This window comes from Kitasatospora sp. NPDC085464 (genome assembly GCF_044541955.1).
Lineage (GTDB): Bacteria > Actinomycetota > Actinomycetes > Streptomycetales > Streptomycetaceae > Kitasatospora.
Genome location: NZ_JBITTM010000017.1, coordinates 130,857 through 145,412 on the forward strand (window position 1 = coordinate 130,857; position 14,556 = coordinate 145,412).

Annotated in this window: 13 protein-coding genes and 1 pseudogene; 9 read left to right on the plus strand and 5 right to left on the minus strand. The window is 74.6% G+C overall.

Features of this window, described 5'->3' with window-relative positions; all coding sequences use genetic code 11:
- Window positions 1–3: 3 nt before the first annotated feature.
- Window positions 4–843 carry a polysaccharide deacetylase family protein gene (locus tag ACIGG8_RS17310; protein WP_396548895.1) on the minus strand — a complete coding sequence of 280 codons (840 nt, stop codon included), beginning with the start codon at window positions 841–843 and terminating at the stop codon, window positions 4–6.
- Between the two features lie 355 nt (window positions 844–1,198).
- Between ACIGG8_RS17310 and ACIGG8_RS17315 the strand changes: the two genes are divergently transcribed.
- The gene (locus ACIGG8_RS17315) at window positions 1,199–2,854 is read left to right on the plus strand and encodes a CehA/McbA family metallohydrolase (RefSeq protein ID WP_396548896.1); all 1,656 of its coding nucleotides are present in this window, start codon (window positions 1,199–1,201) and stop codon (window positions 2,852–2,854) included.
- A 174-nt stretch (window positions 2,855–3,028) separates the two neighbouring features.
- Window positions 3,029–3,523 (plus strand): hypothetical protein, encoded by a 495-nt coding sequence (locus tag ACIGG8_RS17320; RefSeq protein ID WP_396548898.1) that lies wholly within the window; start codon window positions 3,029–3,031, stop codon window positions 3,521–3,523.
- Between the two features lie 24 nt (window positions 3,524–3,547).
- Here ACIGG8_RS17320 and ACIGG8_RS17325 read toward each other — a convergent pair whose 3' ends face one another.
- Complete coding sequence (locus tag ACIGG8_RS17325) at window positions 3,548–4,006, minus strand: DinB family protein (protein WP_396548934.1); 459 nt, start codon at window positions 4,004–4,006, stop codon at window positions 3,548–3,550.
- A gap of 290 nt (window positions 4,007–4,296) precedes the next feature.
- Between ACIGG8_RS17325 and ACIGG8_RS17330 the strand changes: the two genes are divergently transcribed.
- Together ACIGG8_RS17330 and ACIGG8_RS17335 are read left to right on the plus strand one after the other, a co-directional pair.
- Window positions 4,297–4,869 (plus strand): carboxymuconolactone decarboxylase family protein, encoded by a 573-nt coding sequence (locus ACIGG8_RS17330; RefSeq protein ID WP_396548900.1) that lies wholly within the window; start codon window positions 4,297–4,299, stop codon window positions 4,867–4,869.
- A gap of 279 nt (window positions 4,870–5,148) precedes the next feature.
- Window positions 5,149–5,961, plus strand: coding sequence for a class I SAM-dependent methyltransferase (locus ACIGG8_RS17335; RefSeq protein ID WP_350522064.1), 813 nt, complete (start codon window positions 5,149–5,151; stop codon window positions 5,959–5,961).
- 229 nt (window positions 5,962–6,190) lie between these two features.
- On the opposite strand, the gene ACIGG8_RS17340 is transcribed toward ACIGG8_RS17335, so the two are convergent.
- Window positions 6,191–7,447, minus strand: coding sequence for an alpha/beta hydrolase (locus tag ACIGG8_RS17340; RefSeq protein WP_396548902.1), 1,257 nt, complete (start codon window positions 7,445–7,447; stop codon window positions 6,191–6,193).
- 81 nt (window positions 7,448–7,528) lie between these two features.
- Here ACIGG8_RS17340 and ACIGG8_RS17345 point away from each other — a divergent pair, with 81 nt between their 5' ends.
- Window positions 7,529–8,014, plus strand: a complete 486-nt coding sequence (locus tag ACIGG8_RS17345; protein ID WP_350522067.1) for a MarR family transcriptional regulator — start codon at window positions 7,529–7,531, stop codon at window positions 8,012–8,014.
- 67 nt (window positions 8,015–8,081) lie between these two features.
- Here the strand turns inward: ACIGG8_RS17345 and ACIGG8_RS17350 are convergent.
- Window positions 8,082–8,174 (minus strand): annotated as a pseudogene (locus ACIGG8_RS17350) (DNA-binding response regulator); the annotation flags it as partial.
- 154 nt (window positions 8,175–8,328) lie between these two features.
- Window positions 8,329–9,660, minus strand: a complete 1,332-nt coding sequence (locus tag ACIGG8_RS17355) for an MFS transporter (protein WP_396548903.1) — start codon at window positions 9,658–9,660, stop codon at window positions 8,329–8,331.
- A 196-nt stretch (window positions 9,661–9,856) separates the two neighbouring features.
- Between ACIGG8_RS17355 and ACIGG8_RS17360 the strand changes: the two genes are divergently transcribed.
- From ACIGG8_RS17360 to ACIGG8_RS17375, 4 genes are all read left to right on the plus strand, one after another.
- On the plus strand, window positions 9,857–11,272 hold the full coding sequence (locus tag ACIGG8_RS17360; protein ID WP_396548905.1) for a condensation domain-containing protein: 1,416 nt from the start codon (window positions 9,857–9,859) through the stop codon (window positions 11,270–11,272).
- A 34-nt stretch (window positions 11,273–11,306) separates the two neighbouring features.
- Entirely contained in the window at window positions 11,307–12,434 is a 1,128-nt protein-coding gene (locus ACIGG8_RS17365; RefSeq protein ID WP_396548907.1) for an alkene reductase, read from the plus strand.
- Window positions 12,435–12,483: 49 nt separating this feature from the next.
- Window positions 12,484–13,452 (plus strand): NAD-dependent epimerase/dehydratase family protein, encoded by a 969-nt coding sequence (locus ACIGG8_RS17370; protein ID WP_396548908.1) that lies wholly within the window; start codon window positions 12,484–12,486, stop codon window positions 13,450–13,452.
- 237 nt (window positions 13,453–13,689) lie between these two features.
- Window positions 13,690–14,499, plus strand: a complete 810-nt coding sequence (locus tag ACIGG8_RS17375; RefSeq protein WP_396548909.1) for an aminoglycoside N(3)-acetyltransferase — start codon at window positions 13,690–13,692, stop codon at window positions 14,497–14,499.
- Window positions 14,500–14,556 lie beyond the last annotated feature (57 nt).

The window sequence follows — 14,556 nt, forward strand, 5'->3', positions numbered from 1 at the left end:
GGACTACAGCACGTCCGAGAGCCGGACGAAGCGCCGTCCCGCCGCCAGCATCGCCGGCAGCGCCGCCGCCACCCCGGGGGCGGTCCCGCCGCCCGGGTGGTTCATGTGGCCGATCACGATCGCGCCCGGCCCGGCCGACCCGACCTCCTGCCGCACCTGGGCGGCGCTGAGCGTCGCACCGCCGTCCCCGTTCACGGTGAAGCCGGCCACCCGCTGGCCCAGGTCGGCGACCACCCGGGTGGCGACGTCGTCGTAGTGCGCGGTGCCGGAGCGGAAGAAGCGGGGCGGGTGCCCGAGCAGGCCGGTGAGTTTGCCCGCGTTGCCCGCGACCTCGTCGTAGACCTCGCCGACGTCGCCGGTGCCGGCGATCCCGTACGCGGAGCGGCCGGTGACCGAGAGGGGGCGGTGGACGGTGCCGTGGTTGCCGATCTCGAACAGCGGGTCGGCGGCGAGCTGCTCGAACTCGTCCGGGTTGGCGTCGATCCAGCGGGCGTTCAGGAAGAGCGTGGCCGGGACGGCGTTCGCCCGCAGGAAGTCGATCAGGTCGGCGTCGTAGCCGTTGCCGCCGGGGCCGCCGCAGGCGTCGAAGGTGAGGGCCGTCGCGCGCTCGCCGTCGGGCAGCTCGGTGATCACCCCGGCGACCTCCAGGCCCCAGTCCGTCGGGGCCACGGCGGCGTACCGGTCCACCGTCTCCGCCCGGGTCGGCTCCTTCGCCGGAGCCGGGGTGGGCGCGGGAGTCGCCGCGGCGTCGGCCGTGGCGGTGGCCGTGGCGGTCTCGGCGGGCACGGCGGTCGCCGGATCCTGGGTCGGTGCGGCGCTCGCCGCCGAGGATATGCCGCCCACCGTGGCGTCCGCCGCCCCCGGAGCGGAGACTGACGACGGGGCCGCCCCGGCGTGCGAGGTCGGCGCCGGCCTGGCCCGGCACCCCGTCAGTACGCCTCCGGCCACTACCACGAGCAGCGTCCGCCGACTCAGCGCCACGCCAGCCTCCCTGTCCATTCCATCCGGATATCCACTGATTACATGACTATGAACCGACCATTCGTCACTCCCCGCAACTCGCCCCCCGCCCCCGCCCGCCCCCTCTTCACCGACCCGCCCCGCCCCCGTGGGCCCCGCCTCACCCCGGAATCACCCCCGGTTCACTCACCCGGGTAGGCACGCGAGCGACCCGACCCGCCCCGCCCCGGAGACCTCGATGCCGACCGAACCCAGCGCACCCCGCCCCACCCGCCGGGACCTGCTCCGCACCGGCCTGGCCACCGGCGCCACCACCGCCCTCGGCCTCGCCGCCACGACCGGCGAGGCCACCGCCGCCCCCGCCGCGCCGGCCACGCCCGCCGCCACGCCCCCCGATCGCACCCTCACCCTCACCGGCCATCTCCCCACCGGCGCCCCCGACTTCGTCTACCTCCCGGTCGAAGTCCCCGAGGGCGTCCGGGAGATCGCCGTCTCCTACGGCTACGACAAGCCCCCGGTCCCGGCCGGCACCCCCGGCAACTCCTGCGACATCGGCATCTTCGACGAACGCGGCACCGACCTCGGCGGCCCCGGCTTCCGCGGCTGGTCCGGCGGCTTCCGCACCGAGTTCAGCCTCTCCCGCTCCGCCGCGACCCCCGGCTACCTCCCCGGCCCGATCGGCCCCGGCACCTGGCACGTCGTCCTCGGCCCGTACCAGGTCGCGCCGCAGGGCCTGGACTACCACGTCGAGGTCACCCTCCGGTTCGGCGCGCCCGGCCCGCAGTTCACCCCGCGCTACCCGGCCGAGCGGGCCCGCGGCCGCGGTCGCGCCTGGTACCGGGGCGACTGCCACCTGCACACCGTCCACTCCGACGGACGGCGCCTCCCCGAGGAGGTCGCGGCCGGGGCCCGCGCGGCCGGCCTGGACTTCATCGTCTCCACCGACCACAACACCAGCTCCTCGCACGCCGTCTGGGGCCCGCTGGCCGGCCCGGACCTGCTGGTCGTCCCGGGCGAGGAGATCACCACCCGCAACGGCCACTGGCTGGCCCTCGGCCTGGAGGCCGGCCAGTTCGTCGACTGGCGCTACCGCTCGCGCGACGAGGAGTTCCCGCGCTTCGTCCGCCAGGTCCACCGCTCCGGCGGCCTGGTGGTGCCCGCGCACCCGTACTGCCCGTACGTCGCCTGCCAGTGGAAGTTCGGCTACGAGCAGGCCGACGCCGTCGAGGTGTGGAACGGTCCCTGGACGTACGACGACGAGTCCGCGGTGGACACCTGGGACGGCCGGCTCGCCGTCGCCCTGCGCGAGGGCCGCTCCTGGCTGCCCGCCCTGGGCAACAGCGACGCGCACAGCGAGCCGCAGGTGATCGGCTCCCCGCACAACGTGGTGCTCGCGGAGGACCTCACCCGGGACGCGATCCTCGACGGGCTGCGCAACGGCCGCAGCTGGATCGCCGAATCCGGCGCCGTCCGGCTGGAGTTCACCGTGACCGGGCACGGCCGGCGGGCGGGCGTCGGCGAGGAGCTGACCGTCCCGGCCGACGCGCCCGTGGACGTCACGCTCACCGTCTCCGGGGTGCCCGGCGGGACGGTCCGGCTGATCACCGACGAGGGGCAGATGCACCAGGAGTCGCTGCCGGCCGGCGGCTCCGGCACGGTGGTGTGGCGCACCACGGCCTCGCTCGCCGCGTACGTCCGGGCCGAGGTGCGCCACCCGAAGCCGGACGGCACCCCGGGCAAGGGCAACGCGATGGGCCCGGACCTGCCGTGGGGCCCGATGGCGGCGCTCACCAACCCGATCATCCTGCGCGCGGAGGGGAACGAGAACCGACACCGGGCGGTCACCGAGCGCTTACCGGGCGGTCACCGAGCGACCGCGGCCACCCGTCCGTAGGCCGGGTGGGGGACGACTCGGGGCACCCGTTTGGACTAGGTTGATCCCCGAAACGCATCAGTCGTAGGGACGAGGCGGTCGGCTGTCCGGATATGTGCCGACCAGCCCCTTCGCACTCCGACCGCCTCGCCCCGGCTACCCGACCGTCCCCGGCCCGCGAAGGGATCAGCAGCTGTGAACCGTACGACCGTAGGTGGGCCGGAGCTCGGGGGCGGCCGGGGCGCCGGGGGCGTCCTGGTCCTCGTCGACCCGTCCGGGGCCGGGAACAGCCCGGTCGCGGAGCTGCTCGCACAGGAGCTGCACCCGAGCGTCCACCTGCGGACGGACGACTTCCTGCGGGTCATCCGCAGCGGCCGGCTCCCGCCCCACCTGCCGGAGGCCGGCCGCCAGAACGCGACCGCCCTGGCCGCCGCCGCGCAGGCCGCCTTCGCGTACGCGACCCGCGGCTACCAGGTCGTCGTGGAGTCCCCGGCCGTCCCGGCCGGGCTGGACACCTTCCGCCGCGAGAGCCGCGCCACCGGCTCCGCCCTGCACTACGTCGTCCTCCACGAGGGCCCGGCCGGGGACGGCGGCTCGCACACCCTCGACACCGCCGACCTCACCCACGAGACCGTCGCCAAGTCCGTCCTCACCGCCCTCACCCGCCGCACCCACCTCCTCGGCTGGTAGCGGGCCCCGCCGGAGCCGCCGGGGCTACGCCCCCACCGCGCCGTCGATCGCCTCGCGCAGGAAGTCGGCGTGCCCGTTGTGCCGGGCGTACTCGTGGATCAGGTGCAGCATCACCAGCCGCAGTGACACCTCGGTGTCCCACCGGGGCTGGAAGCCGGTGACGTCGAGGTTCTCGGCGGCGAGCTCGATCCGGCGGGAGTGCTCGACCTCGGTCCGCCAGGCGGTGAAGGCCTCGGCCCGGGAGGCGCCGGTGGCGTCGTACGCGGCCTGGTAGTCACCCTCGGCGGACCAGACCAGCGGGACGTCCTCGCCGTCGATCACCCGGCGGAACCAGGTGCGCTCGACCTCGGCCATGTGCCGCACCAGCCCGAGCAGGGTCAGGGTGGACGGCGGGCTGGCGCGCTGCCGCAGCTGCTCGTCGCTCAGGCCCTCGCACTTCAGGGCGAGGGTCGCCCGGTGGAAGTCCAGGAAGCCGCGCAGCATCTCGCGTTCGCCGCCGGTCAGCGGCGGTGCGGGGCGTTCGTCGGGGACGTTCACGGTGTCGTTCTCCTCAGGTCCGGTCGGGATCTCGTCAAGGCCGCGGAGCCGTGGCCGCAGGGCCGAGACCCGGGGTCGAGGGATCAAGGCCCCCGGCGTCGAGGCCGCAGGAATCCTCGCGGACTGTAGCGAACCCGCCGCCCCGCCCGGCGGGAATTTTTTCCGCCGCCTGTCACATCCGGCCGCCCTGCGGTGTCTTCATGCCCGAACGAGCCACCACACAGGGAGGAAACCCCATGGCACTCCGTCTGCCGAAGGCCCAGCTGCCCGCCGAACTCGGCGAGACCATGGTCAAGGCGTTCGGCGCCGTCTTCGAGCCCACCGAGGTCCTCTGGCACAACCCGGAGGTCGCCGTCTCGAACCAGGAGTTCGCGGGGCGGATCGCAGCCTGGGACGCGCTCGACGAGAGCCTCAAGTCCTTCGCCCACATGGCCGTGGCCTCGCTGGTCGGCTGCAGCTGGTGCCTGGACATCAACTACTTCCAGGCACAGAACCAGGGCCTGGACCTCGCCAAGGCGAGCCGGGTGCCGGACTGGCGGGCCTCGGACGTGTTCACCCCGCTGGAGCGGGACGTGATGGCGTACGCCGAGGCGATGTCCGTCACGCCGCCCACCGTCACCGACGAGCAGTACGGGGATCTGCTCGACGTCCTCGGCCCGGCGGCGATGGTCGAACTCACCGCCTACGTCGCCTTCGTCAACATGGCCGCCCGGAGCAACATCGCCAACGGCGTCTCCTCGCAGGGCTTCTCCGACTCCTGCGCGGTCCCGCTCGCCGGGCGCCCCGCGAACGGAGGGCGCCCGGCATGACCGGGGCCCCGACCGGCGATCCGTTCGTCACCCACCGCAGAGCCGGCTCGACCGGCCGACGGCCCTCAGCCGCTGACCACCCCCGCGGCAACCGGCCCCGCCCGGTAGCCGCCCCCGGTCGCGCGGCGGTGTTCCGAGCCCCCTCGCAACACCGCCGCGCCCTTTTCCCACCGGGCACACCCGTCCATCACGTACCGTGTTCGGGCAACCACCGGTTTGGGTACGTACCTCGGCGCGTCCGACGGCCGGGCGCCCACCGAGCAGGAGACCCAGCGGCCCATGGACCACAACCGCATCCCCCCGACCGTACGGCAGACCTACGGCGCCGGCGATCTGTCCAAAGCAGCCAGCTTCGCAGGAGGGTTCATCAACTTCGGCGACTGGCACGGCATCGACCTCACCGCCCTCACCCCCGAGGACCGGGTGCACAGTCAGGAGCAGCTCTACCGGCGGGTGTTGCGGGCCCTGCCCGAGCCGCACGAACGGCTGCGTCTGGCGGAGGTCGGCTGCGGTCGCGGCCTGGGCGCGGCCCTCGCCCTGCGCGAGTTCCGCTTCGCGGCCGTCACCGGCGTCGACATCCACCCCGACCAGGTCGAACGCGCCCGCGCCGTCAACGCCAAGGCGCTGGCCACCTACCCCGACCGGCTCGGCTACACCATCGGCGCGGCCGACGAACTCCCCTTCGCCGACGCCTCCCTGGACGGCCTGTACTCCGTCGAGGCCGCCCAGCACTTCCGCGAGCTGACCGGCTTCGCCCACGAGGCCGCCCGCGTCCTGCGCCCCGGCGGCCGGCTCGCCGTCACCACCTTCTTCGCCGCCGAGGGCCCCGAGATCGCCGAACGGCTCAGCATCCTCCTCGCCAGCTTCGCCGACGGCCTCGACGTCCCGCACACCCTCGCGGGCTTCACCACCGACCTCGCCGGGGCGGGCTTCACCAGCGTCCGCGCCGAGTCCATCGGCCCGGACGTCTGGCCCGGCCTCGACCGCTACCTCACCGACACCGTCCCGCCCGGCCACTGGACCCGCAACTTCCTCCCCGCCTGGCGCAACGGCCTGCTCGACTACCACCTGGTCACGGCCACCCGCCCCTGAAGCCACGCGATTCGGCGCCGGCCCGCAGCCGGCCGCGGCCCGTCCCCTCGCCGGGGGACGGGCCGCGGCGTGCCCGGGCTCAGGCGGTGGCGAGCGAGACCTCGGTCGACTTGATCAGGGCCACGACGGCGCGGCCCTCCGCCAGGTCGAGATCGCCGGACACCCTCGCAGCTGCGCTCGGGCCCCCGCGGGCCGGGCCCGTCGGCCCGCCCCGCGGCGGCGTCCCGCCTCAGCCCCGGCGGACGGCCGCCAGCCGGGTCGGGGCCGCACCGCGCCACCAGGTGGGGTCGGCGCTGCCGTCGGTGGTGCGGCCGTCGCGACGGACGTAGTGGCGCACGTCGCGGCCAGGCTCGGCGAATCCGCCGGCGAGGGCGCGCTCCAGCCACTCGGCGCCGAACCGGAACGCCTCGGCCGCCACGCCGCCGAGCGGATGGAACTCGTCCTCGTAGACCCGCAGTTCCTTCGGCGCCCGGATCCGCTCGAAGCTCTCGATCGCCTGGCCGAGGTCGGTGAGCTCGTCGAACTCGCCGATGCCGTACAGCACCGGGCAGGTGATGTCGGCGACCAGCTCGCCGAGCGGCATCTGCCGGGCGAGGTCGCGATCGAAGGCCGCCTCGTCGGTGTACCCGGCCATGTACATGTAGTTGTTCTTGAAGGTGGGCTGGGCGCGCTCGAAGATGGTCGCGAAGTCGCCGGTGACGGCCTCGAACGCGGCGAGCGCGGCCAGGCGCCCGTCGGTGGCGGCCGCCCGGGAGCCCCAGTAGCCGCTCATCGAGATGCCGAACATGCCGATCCGGGTCTCGTCGACCTCCGGGAGCCCTGCCAGGTGGTCGAGGTAACGGCCGATCGCCCGCTCGTAGTTGGTCAGATCGACGGTGAGCCCGCCGGCCCGGCTCTCGCCCTGGCCGGGCCCCTCGACGGACAGCGCGACCATCCCCCGGGAGGTGTAGTACCGCTCGGCCGCCCAGATGTAGTCCTCCTTGATCATGTCCATCCCCGGGCCGAGGATGACGGCCGGCGCGTTCTCCACGGGGCCGGCGGGCAGGTGCAACAGGGCGTGGATCGTGGAGCCCTCGAAGTCCAGCTCCACCCGCCGCACCCGGCCGTCGCGCAGCGCGCCCAGCCGGGCCACGCAGCGGTCGGCGCACTCACGCATGGCCGCCTTGCGCGGGTCGGCCGCGTCGAAGATCGAGTACTGCGCGCGGCCCCACATCACTGCGGCCCGCAGGTAGAGGTCGGCGGCGGTCTGCGCGAAACCGCCCCGCTCGTGGTGAGCGGCCCTCTCCTCGGCCTGGCCGGCCACCGTCGCCCACGCCTTGGGCAGCATCGCACCGCTGCGGACCAGCGCGAAGACCTTCGCGAAGTCGGTGTGGTCGTGGCCGAGCTGCTCCATAGTCCCGACGGCCTCGGGGTGCAGCGCATCGAATCCGCCCTGAGCGAGGGCGATGTCCAGGGCCCAGCTCTGGCCGGTCGAACGGACGGTCATGAGGTCTCCTCCTTGGATCGGAGCAAGTAGCTAAGTACTTAATTTGTAAGTACTTAGCCATTAAGTACTTAGACTAAGCTGTTGTCAACCCACCACGGAGGACCGACCATGGCCGACCGGCCGCCCGCCCCCGAGCGCGCACAGGCGCTGGACCGCCTGGCCCGCGCCGCCTACCGACTCAGTGCCTCCGACGCCCGCCTGCGCGGTCGCGCCACCCGAACCCCCGGGGCCCTCTCACTCACCCACGCCCGTGCCCTGCGCACACTGGCCGACCAGGGCCCGTTGACCATCAGCGCACTCGCCGCGGGCACCGAGACCACCGGAGCCGCCACCACCCAACTGGTCAACGGCCTGGTCGCAGCCGGGTACGTCACCCGCACCCGCCCACCGGAGGACAAGCGCTCCGTCGTGGTCGCGCTCACCGACGACGGGCGCGAGCGGCACCGACAGCGCCAGGAAGCACTCACCGAGGCCCTGCACGCCGACCTCGCCGACTACGACGCCGACGACCTCGACCGCGCCACCGAGGTCCTGCACCGGCTGTCCGCCGTCTACGACCGACTCTGACGGGAGCCCCGACGGAGCCGACTCCGACGGGGCCCGGCCCTGCACGGCGTCACGCCCGGAGGAACTCCAGCACCGCCAGCACCCGGTGCCCGAACCGCGCCAGCAGGCCGACCAGCCCTTCGCGCAGCAGCACGCCGTCCTCGGCGACCACCACCCGCAGGCCCTCCGCCGGGCGGACTGCTGACCGTCAGCGTGCCGTCCACGACGGCGATCCGGTCGGCCGGCCCGGCCAGTCCGGTCCCGCGCTCCGGGCCGGCGCCGCCGCGCGCCGACCCCGAGCGGCGTCGGGCCGGCCGGCGCCGACGCCCGCAGGCTCAGCCGACCCCGGCCCCCGCCCGCTTCGCCGGCTCGCCCGCGGGGACAGCGGGCGCAGCGGCAGACCCATCGGGAGCCGACGGGCCGGCCAGCGCCGCCAGCCGGCGCAGGCCGGCCCGGCGCTGGAGCGCGCCGAGGCCGACGGTCGCGGCGCCGAGGCCCACCCAGCCGACCGGTCCGGCCGCCATCACCACCCCGGTCAGCAGCAGCGGGCCCACCGACTTCTGCACCGACTGGGACATCCCCGCCACCCCCAGGTAGGAGGCCCGGGCCCCCGGCGGCGCCAGGACGACCGCCAGCTCCCAGGAGCTCACCGACCGCATCAGCTCCGCCAGGGTGACCAGCATCGCCGCGGCCAGCAGCGCGATCGAGGCGGTCCACGGCCCGCCTCCGGTGGCGAGCACGATCAGCAGGCAACTGCCGAACAGCGTCACCCCGTACCAGCCCACCGCCGCGGCCGCCCCGCGCGGGCCTTCCGCCAGTGCCGAGACGCGCAGTTGCAGCAGTACCACGAGCACCGTGTTGAGGACCAGGAAGACCGGCACGACGGCGCGCGGCGCGGCGGTGTGGTGGACGAGCCAGAGCGGCAGGCCGACGTTGAGGATCGAGTCGTCCAGGTTCAGCGGCATGTCCAGCAGGACGAACAGCAGGTAGCCGCGGTCGCGCCAGGGGCTCGGCGCGGCGGACGGGACCGCCGCCGGCTCCGCACCGGAGGCCGCCGTCACCAGGCCGCGCCCGGCGGGCTCCCGGGTGCGCCAGACCAGGACGGCGGCCAGGACGAAGGAGAGTCCGTTGGCCAGGATCAGCGTGCGGTAGGCGGCCGTGGTGCCCACCGCGAGGCCGATCGCCGAGATGCCCGCGCCGAGCGCGTACCCGGCGTTGGCCACGCTGCGGAACAACGCCTGGTAGGTGGCGCGCCGCTCGCCCGCGACCCGGGTGGCGAACAGCATCTCCAGGGTCTTGGCGGCCCGCTCGCCCAGGCAGGTCAGGGCGACCACGGGGAGCAGCGCGCCGAAGTCGTCCACCACCAGCAGCAGGCCCATCGTCCCCAGCCGCAGCAGGTGGCACCCGATCAGCAGCCACCGCACCGGCACCCGTTCGGCCGCCCGGCCGGCCAGCGGGGAGCCGGCGATCCCGGCCACCGCGCCCACTCCCAGCAGCAGGCCGAGCTGCCGGGCGTCCATCCCGCAGACGTAGGTGAAGTAGAGCACCGAGGCCGCCGCCCACACCCCGGTCCCGGTCCGGTCGACGCACTGCGCCAGCAGCATGGTGCGCGCATCCCGGCCGCCCGGAGGCTTCCGCAGCTGCGCGATCAGTCCGTTCCCCCGCATGGCAGGCCCCCGTTTGCATGATCGGCATCAATCTCGACATCAAGATACTTCACATCAAGACAATCAGGGAACCCCCTCCCTTGGCCGGCCGGGCCCTCGACGCGCCGCGAGCCGTGCGCCACACTCTCCCCAGCAGCACCCGCGCTCCCAACGCACCGGCACGACGCCATGACCACCGCACTACGGAGAGCACACGGTGAGCACACGTCAACCGCTGGAGATCGCCTTCTCGTCCGGACGGGCCGGGTCCGGACCCGCCACCTGGGGCCAACACGCCATCTGGGACGCCGTCCGCCGGCTCGCCCCGGCGGACGCGCCGCGCTACAACATCACCACCGCCGCGCCACTGGACCCGGGGCTGCCGCTGCCCGTCGTCCTGGGCGCACTGGAACAGCTGCTGCACCTGCACGACTCGCTGCACACCCGACTGCTCCCGGACGAGGACGGCCGACTGCGCCAAGTCCTCGACCCCGAAGGAACGTTGGCAGTCGAGGTGCGGTCCGCCACCCCGACCGAAGACCCGGCGGACCTCGGCGCCCGACTGCACGAGGAGCTCGCGGCCCGCCCCTTCGACACCGCCACCGGGTGGCCGATCCGGGTCGGCGTGATCGTGGCGGACGGCCTGGCCCGGCACATCAGCCTGGTGCTCTCCCACACGGCGGTGGACGGCTCCGGGATGAGCCGGCTGGTCGCGGACCTCACCGCACTCAGCCTCGGCCACTCGCCCGAGCAGCTGGCAGGGCTCCGCGAACCGGCCCGACAGCCGCTGCAGGAAGCCGAGTTCCAGCTCTCGGAACGCGGAGTCCGACGGGACACGGCGGCCCGCAAGCAGTTCGTCCGCAAGCTGCGCCTGGGCCCGCCCCGGCTGTTCCCGCCGACCGGCGGAACCCCCGCCGCCGACGCCCCCGCCCGCTTCCCGAACGCGGTGCTCCGCTCCCCCGCCCTGGCCCGAGCGGTCGAGCAGGTGGCCGCGGCCCACCGGGTGAGCACGTCCTCCGTGCTGCTCGCCGCGGCCGCCACGATGACCGCCGAACTCGCCGGCCGGACGGAGGTCGTGCTGAACGTGGTCGTCAACAACCGCTTCCTGCCCGAGCTGGCCAACGTGGTCGGCGTGGTCGCGGGCGACGGGCTGTTCCATCTCCCCGACACCACGGGCGAGTTCGGCGAGGTGGTGCGCCGCACCCACGCCGCCGCGATCGGCACCTACCGCCACGCCTACTTCGACAAGCTCGCCCTGGCCGCGGAGGTCGACCGGCTCACCGCCGAGGGCGTCGAACTCGCCGACCGCTCCTGCGTGTTCAACGACACCCGCGAGCTGCTGCCCGCGGCACCCGACCCCGGCCACGACCGGACCACCCTCACCTGGCCGGTGGAGTTCGAGCCGCGCCCCGGCCTGACCTACGCCCTGGACGCCCTGCAGTCCCCCGAGGCACTCAGCCTCGCCATGACGGCGGACCCGGCAGTCATCCCGCGCCCGGCGATGGAGCGGTTCCTCGACGGCATGGAAGAGTTGGTCCTCACCGAGGCCGTCACGGTGGCCGCGACGACCACGGCCCCGCCGACCGACCCGCCGACCAACCCGCCGAGCACCGGGGAGGCCGCCGGCGCTTGAACCTGACATTGGTGTCAGGTTCTACGGTTCCGGCATGACCACCACCACGGAATCCCTGCTCAGCCCGTACCGCCTCGGCTCGCTCGACCTCCCCAACCGCCTCGTCATGGCCCCGATGACGCGGTACCGGGCAGCCGAGGACGGTACGCCGCTGCCCGTCGTCGCCGAGTACTACGCCCAGCGCGCGAGCGCCGGCCTGATCGTCACCGAGGGCATCTGGCCGAGCAGCCGCGGCCAGTCCGGCTGGCACCTGCCGGGCCTGGAGACGCCCGCGCACGTGGCCGGCTGGCGTGCCGTCACCGAGGCCGTGCACGCGGCCGGCGGGCGGATCGTCGCGCAGCTGATGCACGGCGGCCGCCAGGGCCACCCGTTCAACCGGCTGCTGGGCGACCTGCCGGCCGGCCCCTCCGCCGTGATGGCGCCGGGCCCGGTGCACGTCAAGGCCGGCGGCAAGGCCGAGGCCGTCACGCCGCGCGAGATGACCCGCGAGGAGATCCGCCAGGCGGTCACCGACCACGTCGACGCCGCCCGCAACGCGCTCGCCGCCGGCTTCGACGCCGTCGAACTGCACGGCGCCAACTCCTACCTGATCCACCAGTTCCTGGCCGACAACACCAACCTGCGCACCGACGAGTACGGGCCCCGCACGCTCGCGGACCGCCTGCGCTTCCCGGTCGAACTGGTCACCGCCGTCGCCGACGCCATCGGCCCCGACCGCCTCGGTCTGCGGCTGTCCCCCGGCAACCCGCAGTTCGGCATGCACGAGGCCGATCCGGCGCCGGTCTACCGGGCGCTGCTCACCGAACTCGACGCCCTCGGCCTGGCCTACCTCCACCTCACCGACAACGACGACTACCCGGCCCTGGCCGACCTGCGCCCCCGCTGGTCCGGCCCGCTGATCGGCAACGTCGGCGAGAACCGCGCCGCCACCGACCGCGAACGCGGCGAGGCGGTACTCGCCGCCGGACTCGCCGACCTGGTCTCCTACGGCCGCGCGTTCATCGCCAACCCCGACCTGCCGGAACGTTTCGCCGCCCACGCCCCGCTCACCCCCGTCGACCACACCCACCTCTACGGCCAGACCGCCACCGGCCTCACCGACTACCCCCGGCTCACCGACCGGCCCGCGGACCTCCCGACCCCCACCGACCGAACCCGCTGACCGACCCGACCCGCGCGATCCTGTTGACGCCAAGCCCTAGCCTGGCGCCATGCGGATCCTCGTCCTCGGCGGCACCTCCTTCGTCGGTCGCGCGATCGCCGACGACGCCCTGCGCGGCGGCGCCGACGTCACCCTGTTCAACCGCGGCCGGACCAACCCCGGCCTCTTCCCCGCCGCCCGCCACCTGATCGGCGACCGCGACACCGGTGACCTCGACGCCCTGCGCGACGGCCGGTGGGACGCCGTGGTGGACGTCAGCGGCTACCGCCCGCGCCAGGTCGACCAGGCCGTGGACGCGCTCGGCGACCGGGTCGGCCGCTACCTCTTCGTCTCCAGCCACGCGGTGTACCGGGGTGACGGCCTCGCCCCCGGCTCGGACGAGTCGGCACCGCTCCGGGCCCCGCTGCTCGACGCCGAGCACCTCACCCAGGAGACCTACGGCCGGCTCAAGGTCGCCTGCGAGGAGCACGTCACGGCCCGTTACGGAGACCGGGCGACCGTCGTGCGGCCCGGCAAGGTGGCCGGGCCGCACGACGAGCACCGCGGACTCACCTACTGGGCGCGCCGGGCGGCGCGCGGCGGGCGGATCGCGCTGCCCGGCCGCCCGGAGCAGCCGGTCCAGCTGGTCGACGTGCGCGACCTCGCCCGGCTGGTGCTCCGGCTGCTCCAGGACGACCGGCCGGGCGCCTTCCACGCCGTGGGCCCGGCCGAACCGACCACCCTGGGCGGGCTGATCGCCACCTGCGCCGAGGTCGCGGGCACCGAGGTGGACGTCGTCCCGGTGCCGCCGGAGACCGCTCCCCGGCCGTTCTTCCCGCTGGTCCGGGCCGAGCCGCTCTGGCCCGGTCAGCAGCGCGACCCGGCCCGGGCCCGCGCCGCCGGGCTGCCCGCGACCCCGCTCGCCGTCACCGTCGCCGACGTGCTCGCCTGGGACCGCGACCGCGGCGAACCGCCGCTCGGCCACGGCTTCACCCCCGAGCAGGAGGCCCGGGCCCTCGCCGAGGCGGACCGCCGCTGACCCCCGCCACGGGCCCCGCCACGGCGACGTCGCCTGCTCGAACGCCGTAGCCCCTCGGTGAACTGACGCAGGGCACACCCGTCCTGACCGGTTGTCAGTGGCACCGGTTATGGTCGACCCCGAACGATCGCACCACCACGACACCGTCCGCGCACCGGCGTTCGCTCCGGGCGCCGCACCACGCCACACCGATCGGCACCTCGATCAGCACCGACTCCGGCTTCACCAGGGGGCACCATGACCACACCGGGCACCACCCCGCTCACCACCGCCGACCTCGTGGAGGGCTGGCGCCGAGTGGGCGTCCGCGAGGGCATGGCGCTGATCGTGCACTCCTCGCTCTCCAGCCTCGGCCGGGTCGAGGGCGGCGCGGCGACCGTGGTGGCCGCCCTGCGCGAAGCGGTCGGGCCGTCCGGCACCGTCGCGGCGCCCACCTTCACCACCGGGACGGTCTGCGACCCGGTCCCCGGGCACACCGGGGCGCCCATCGCCGCGACGGCCGAACTGCGCGCCGCGGTCCCGCTGTTCCGGCCCGATCTCCCCTCCGGTACGGGTGCGGTGGCGGAGGCCCTGCGCGCCCTGCCGGAGAGCCTGCGCAGCACGCACCCGCAGGTCTCGGTCGCCGCCGTCGGGGCGCACGCCCGCGAGGTCACCGCCCGCCGCTCGCTGGGCTTCGCCGTCGGCCGGGAGTCGCCGTTCGGCGCGCTGCACGACCTCGGCGGCCATGTGCTACTGGTGGGTGTCGGGCACAACCGCAACACCTTCCTGCACTACGCCGAGACGTTCGCGCCCAACCGCCGGCTCAAGCTCCGCCGTTTCCCGATGGCGATCCAGGGCGAGCGGGTCTGGATCGAGGCGCCGGACGTGGGGGACGACAACGACACCCACTTCCCGCTCGTTGGGCGGGAGTTCGAGGAGCAGGCGGGCATCCGCGAGGTGCTGGTCGGCGCGGCGCCCTGCCGGCTGGTCCCGGTCCGGGGCCTCATACCCTTCGCCGTCCGCCGCCTCACCGAGCTGCTGGCGGCGGACGGCTCCGGAGCGGCGTAGCCCGGCCGCCCGTTCACGTGCGAACGGCCGCCCGGGCCACGCCCGTCACCTCACGTC

Coding starts and splice junctions, on each gene's coding strand:
- ACIGG8_RS17370 (WP_396548908.1), top strand. CDS start 12,484: ATGCGGATCCTCGTCCTCGGCGGCACCTCCTTCGTCGGTCGCGCGATC.
- ACIGG8_RS17355 (WP_396548903.1), bottom strand. CDS start 9,660: ATGCGGGGGAACGGACTGATCGCGCAGCTGCGGAAGCCTCCGGGCGGC.
- ACIGG8_RS17365 (WP_396548907.1), top strand. CDS start 11,307: ATGACCACCACCACGGAATCCCTGCTCAGCCCGTACCGCCTCGGCTCG.
- ACIGG8_RS17340 (WP_396548902.1), bottom strand. CDS start 7,447: ATGACCGTCCGTTCGACCGGCCAGAGCTGGGCCCTGGACATCGCCCTC.
- ACIGG8_RS17335 (WP_350522064.1), top strand. CDS start 5,149: ATGGACCACAACCGCATCCCCCCGACCGTACGGCAGACCTACGGCGCC.
- ACIGG8_RS17330 (WP_396548900.1), top strand. CDS start 4,297: ATGGCACTCCGTCTGCCGAAGGCCCAGCTGCCCGCCGAACTCGGCGAG.
- ACIGG8_RS17315 (WP_396548896.1), top strand. CDS start 1,199: ATGCCGACCGAACCCAGCGCACCCCGCCCCACCCGCCGGGACCTGCTC.
- ACIGG8_RS17375 (WP_396548909.1), top strand. CDS start 13,690: ATGACCACACCGGGCACCACCCCGCTCACCACCGCCGACCTCGTGGAG.
- ACIGG8_RS17325 (WP_396548934.1), bottom strand. CDS start 4,006: ATGCTGCGCGGCTTCCTGGACTTCCACCGGGCGACCCTCGCCCTGAAG.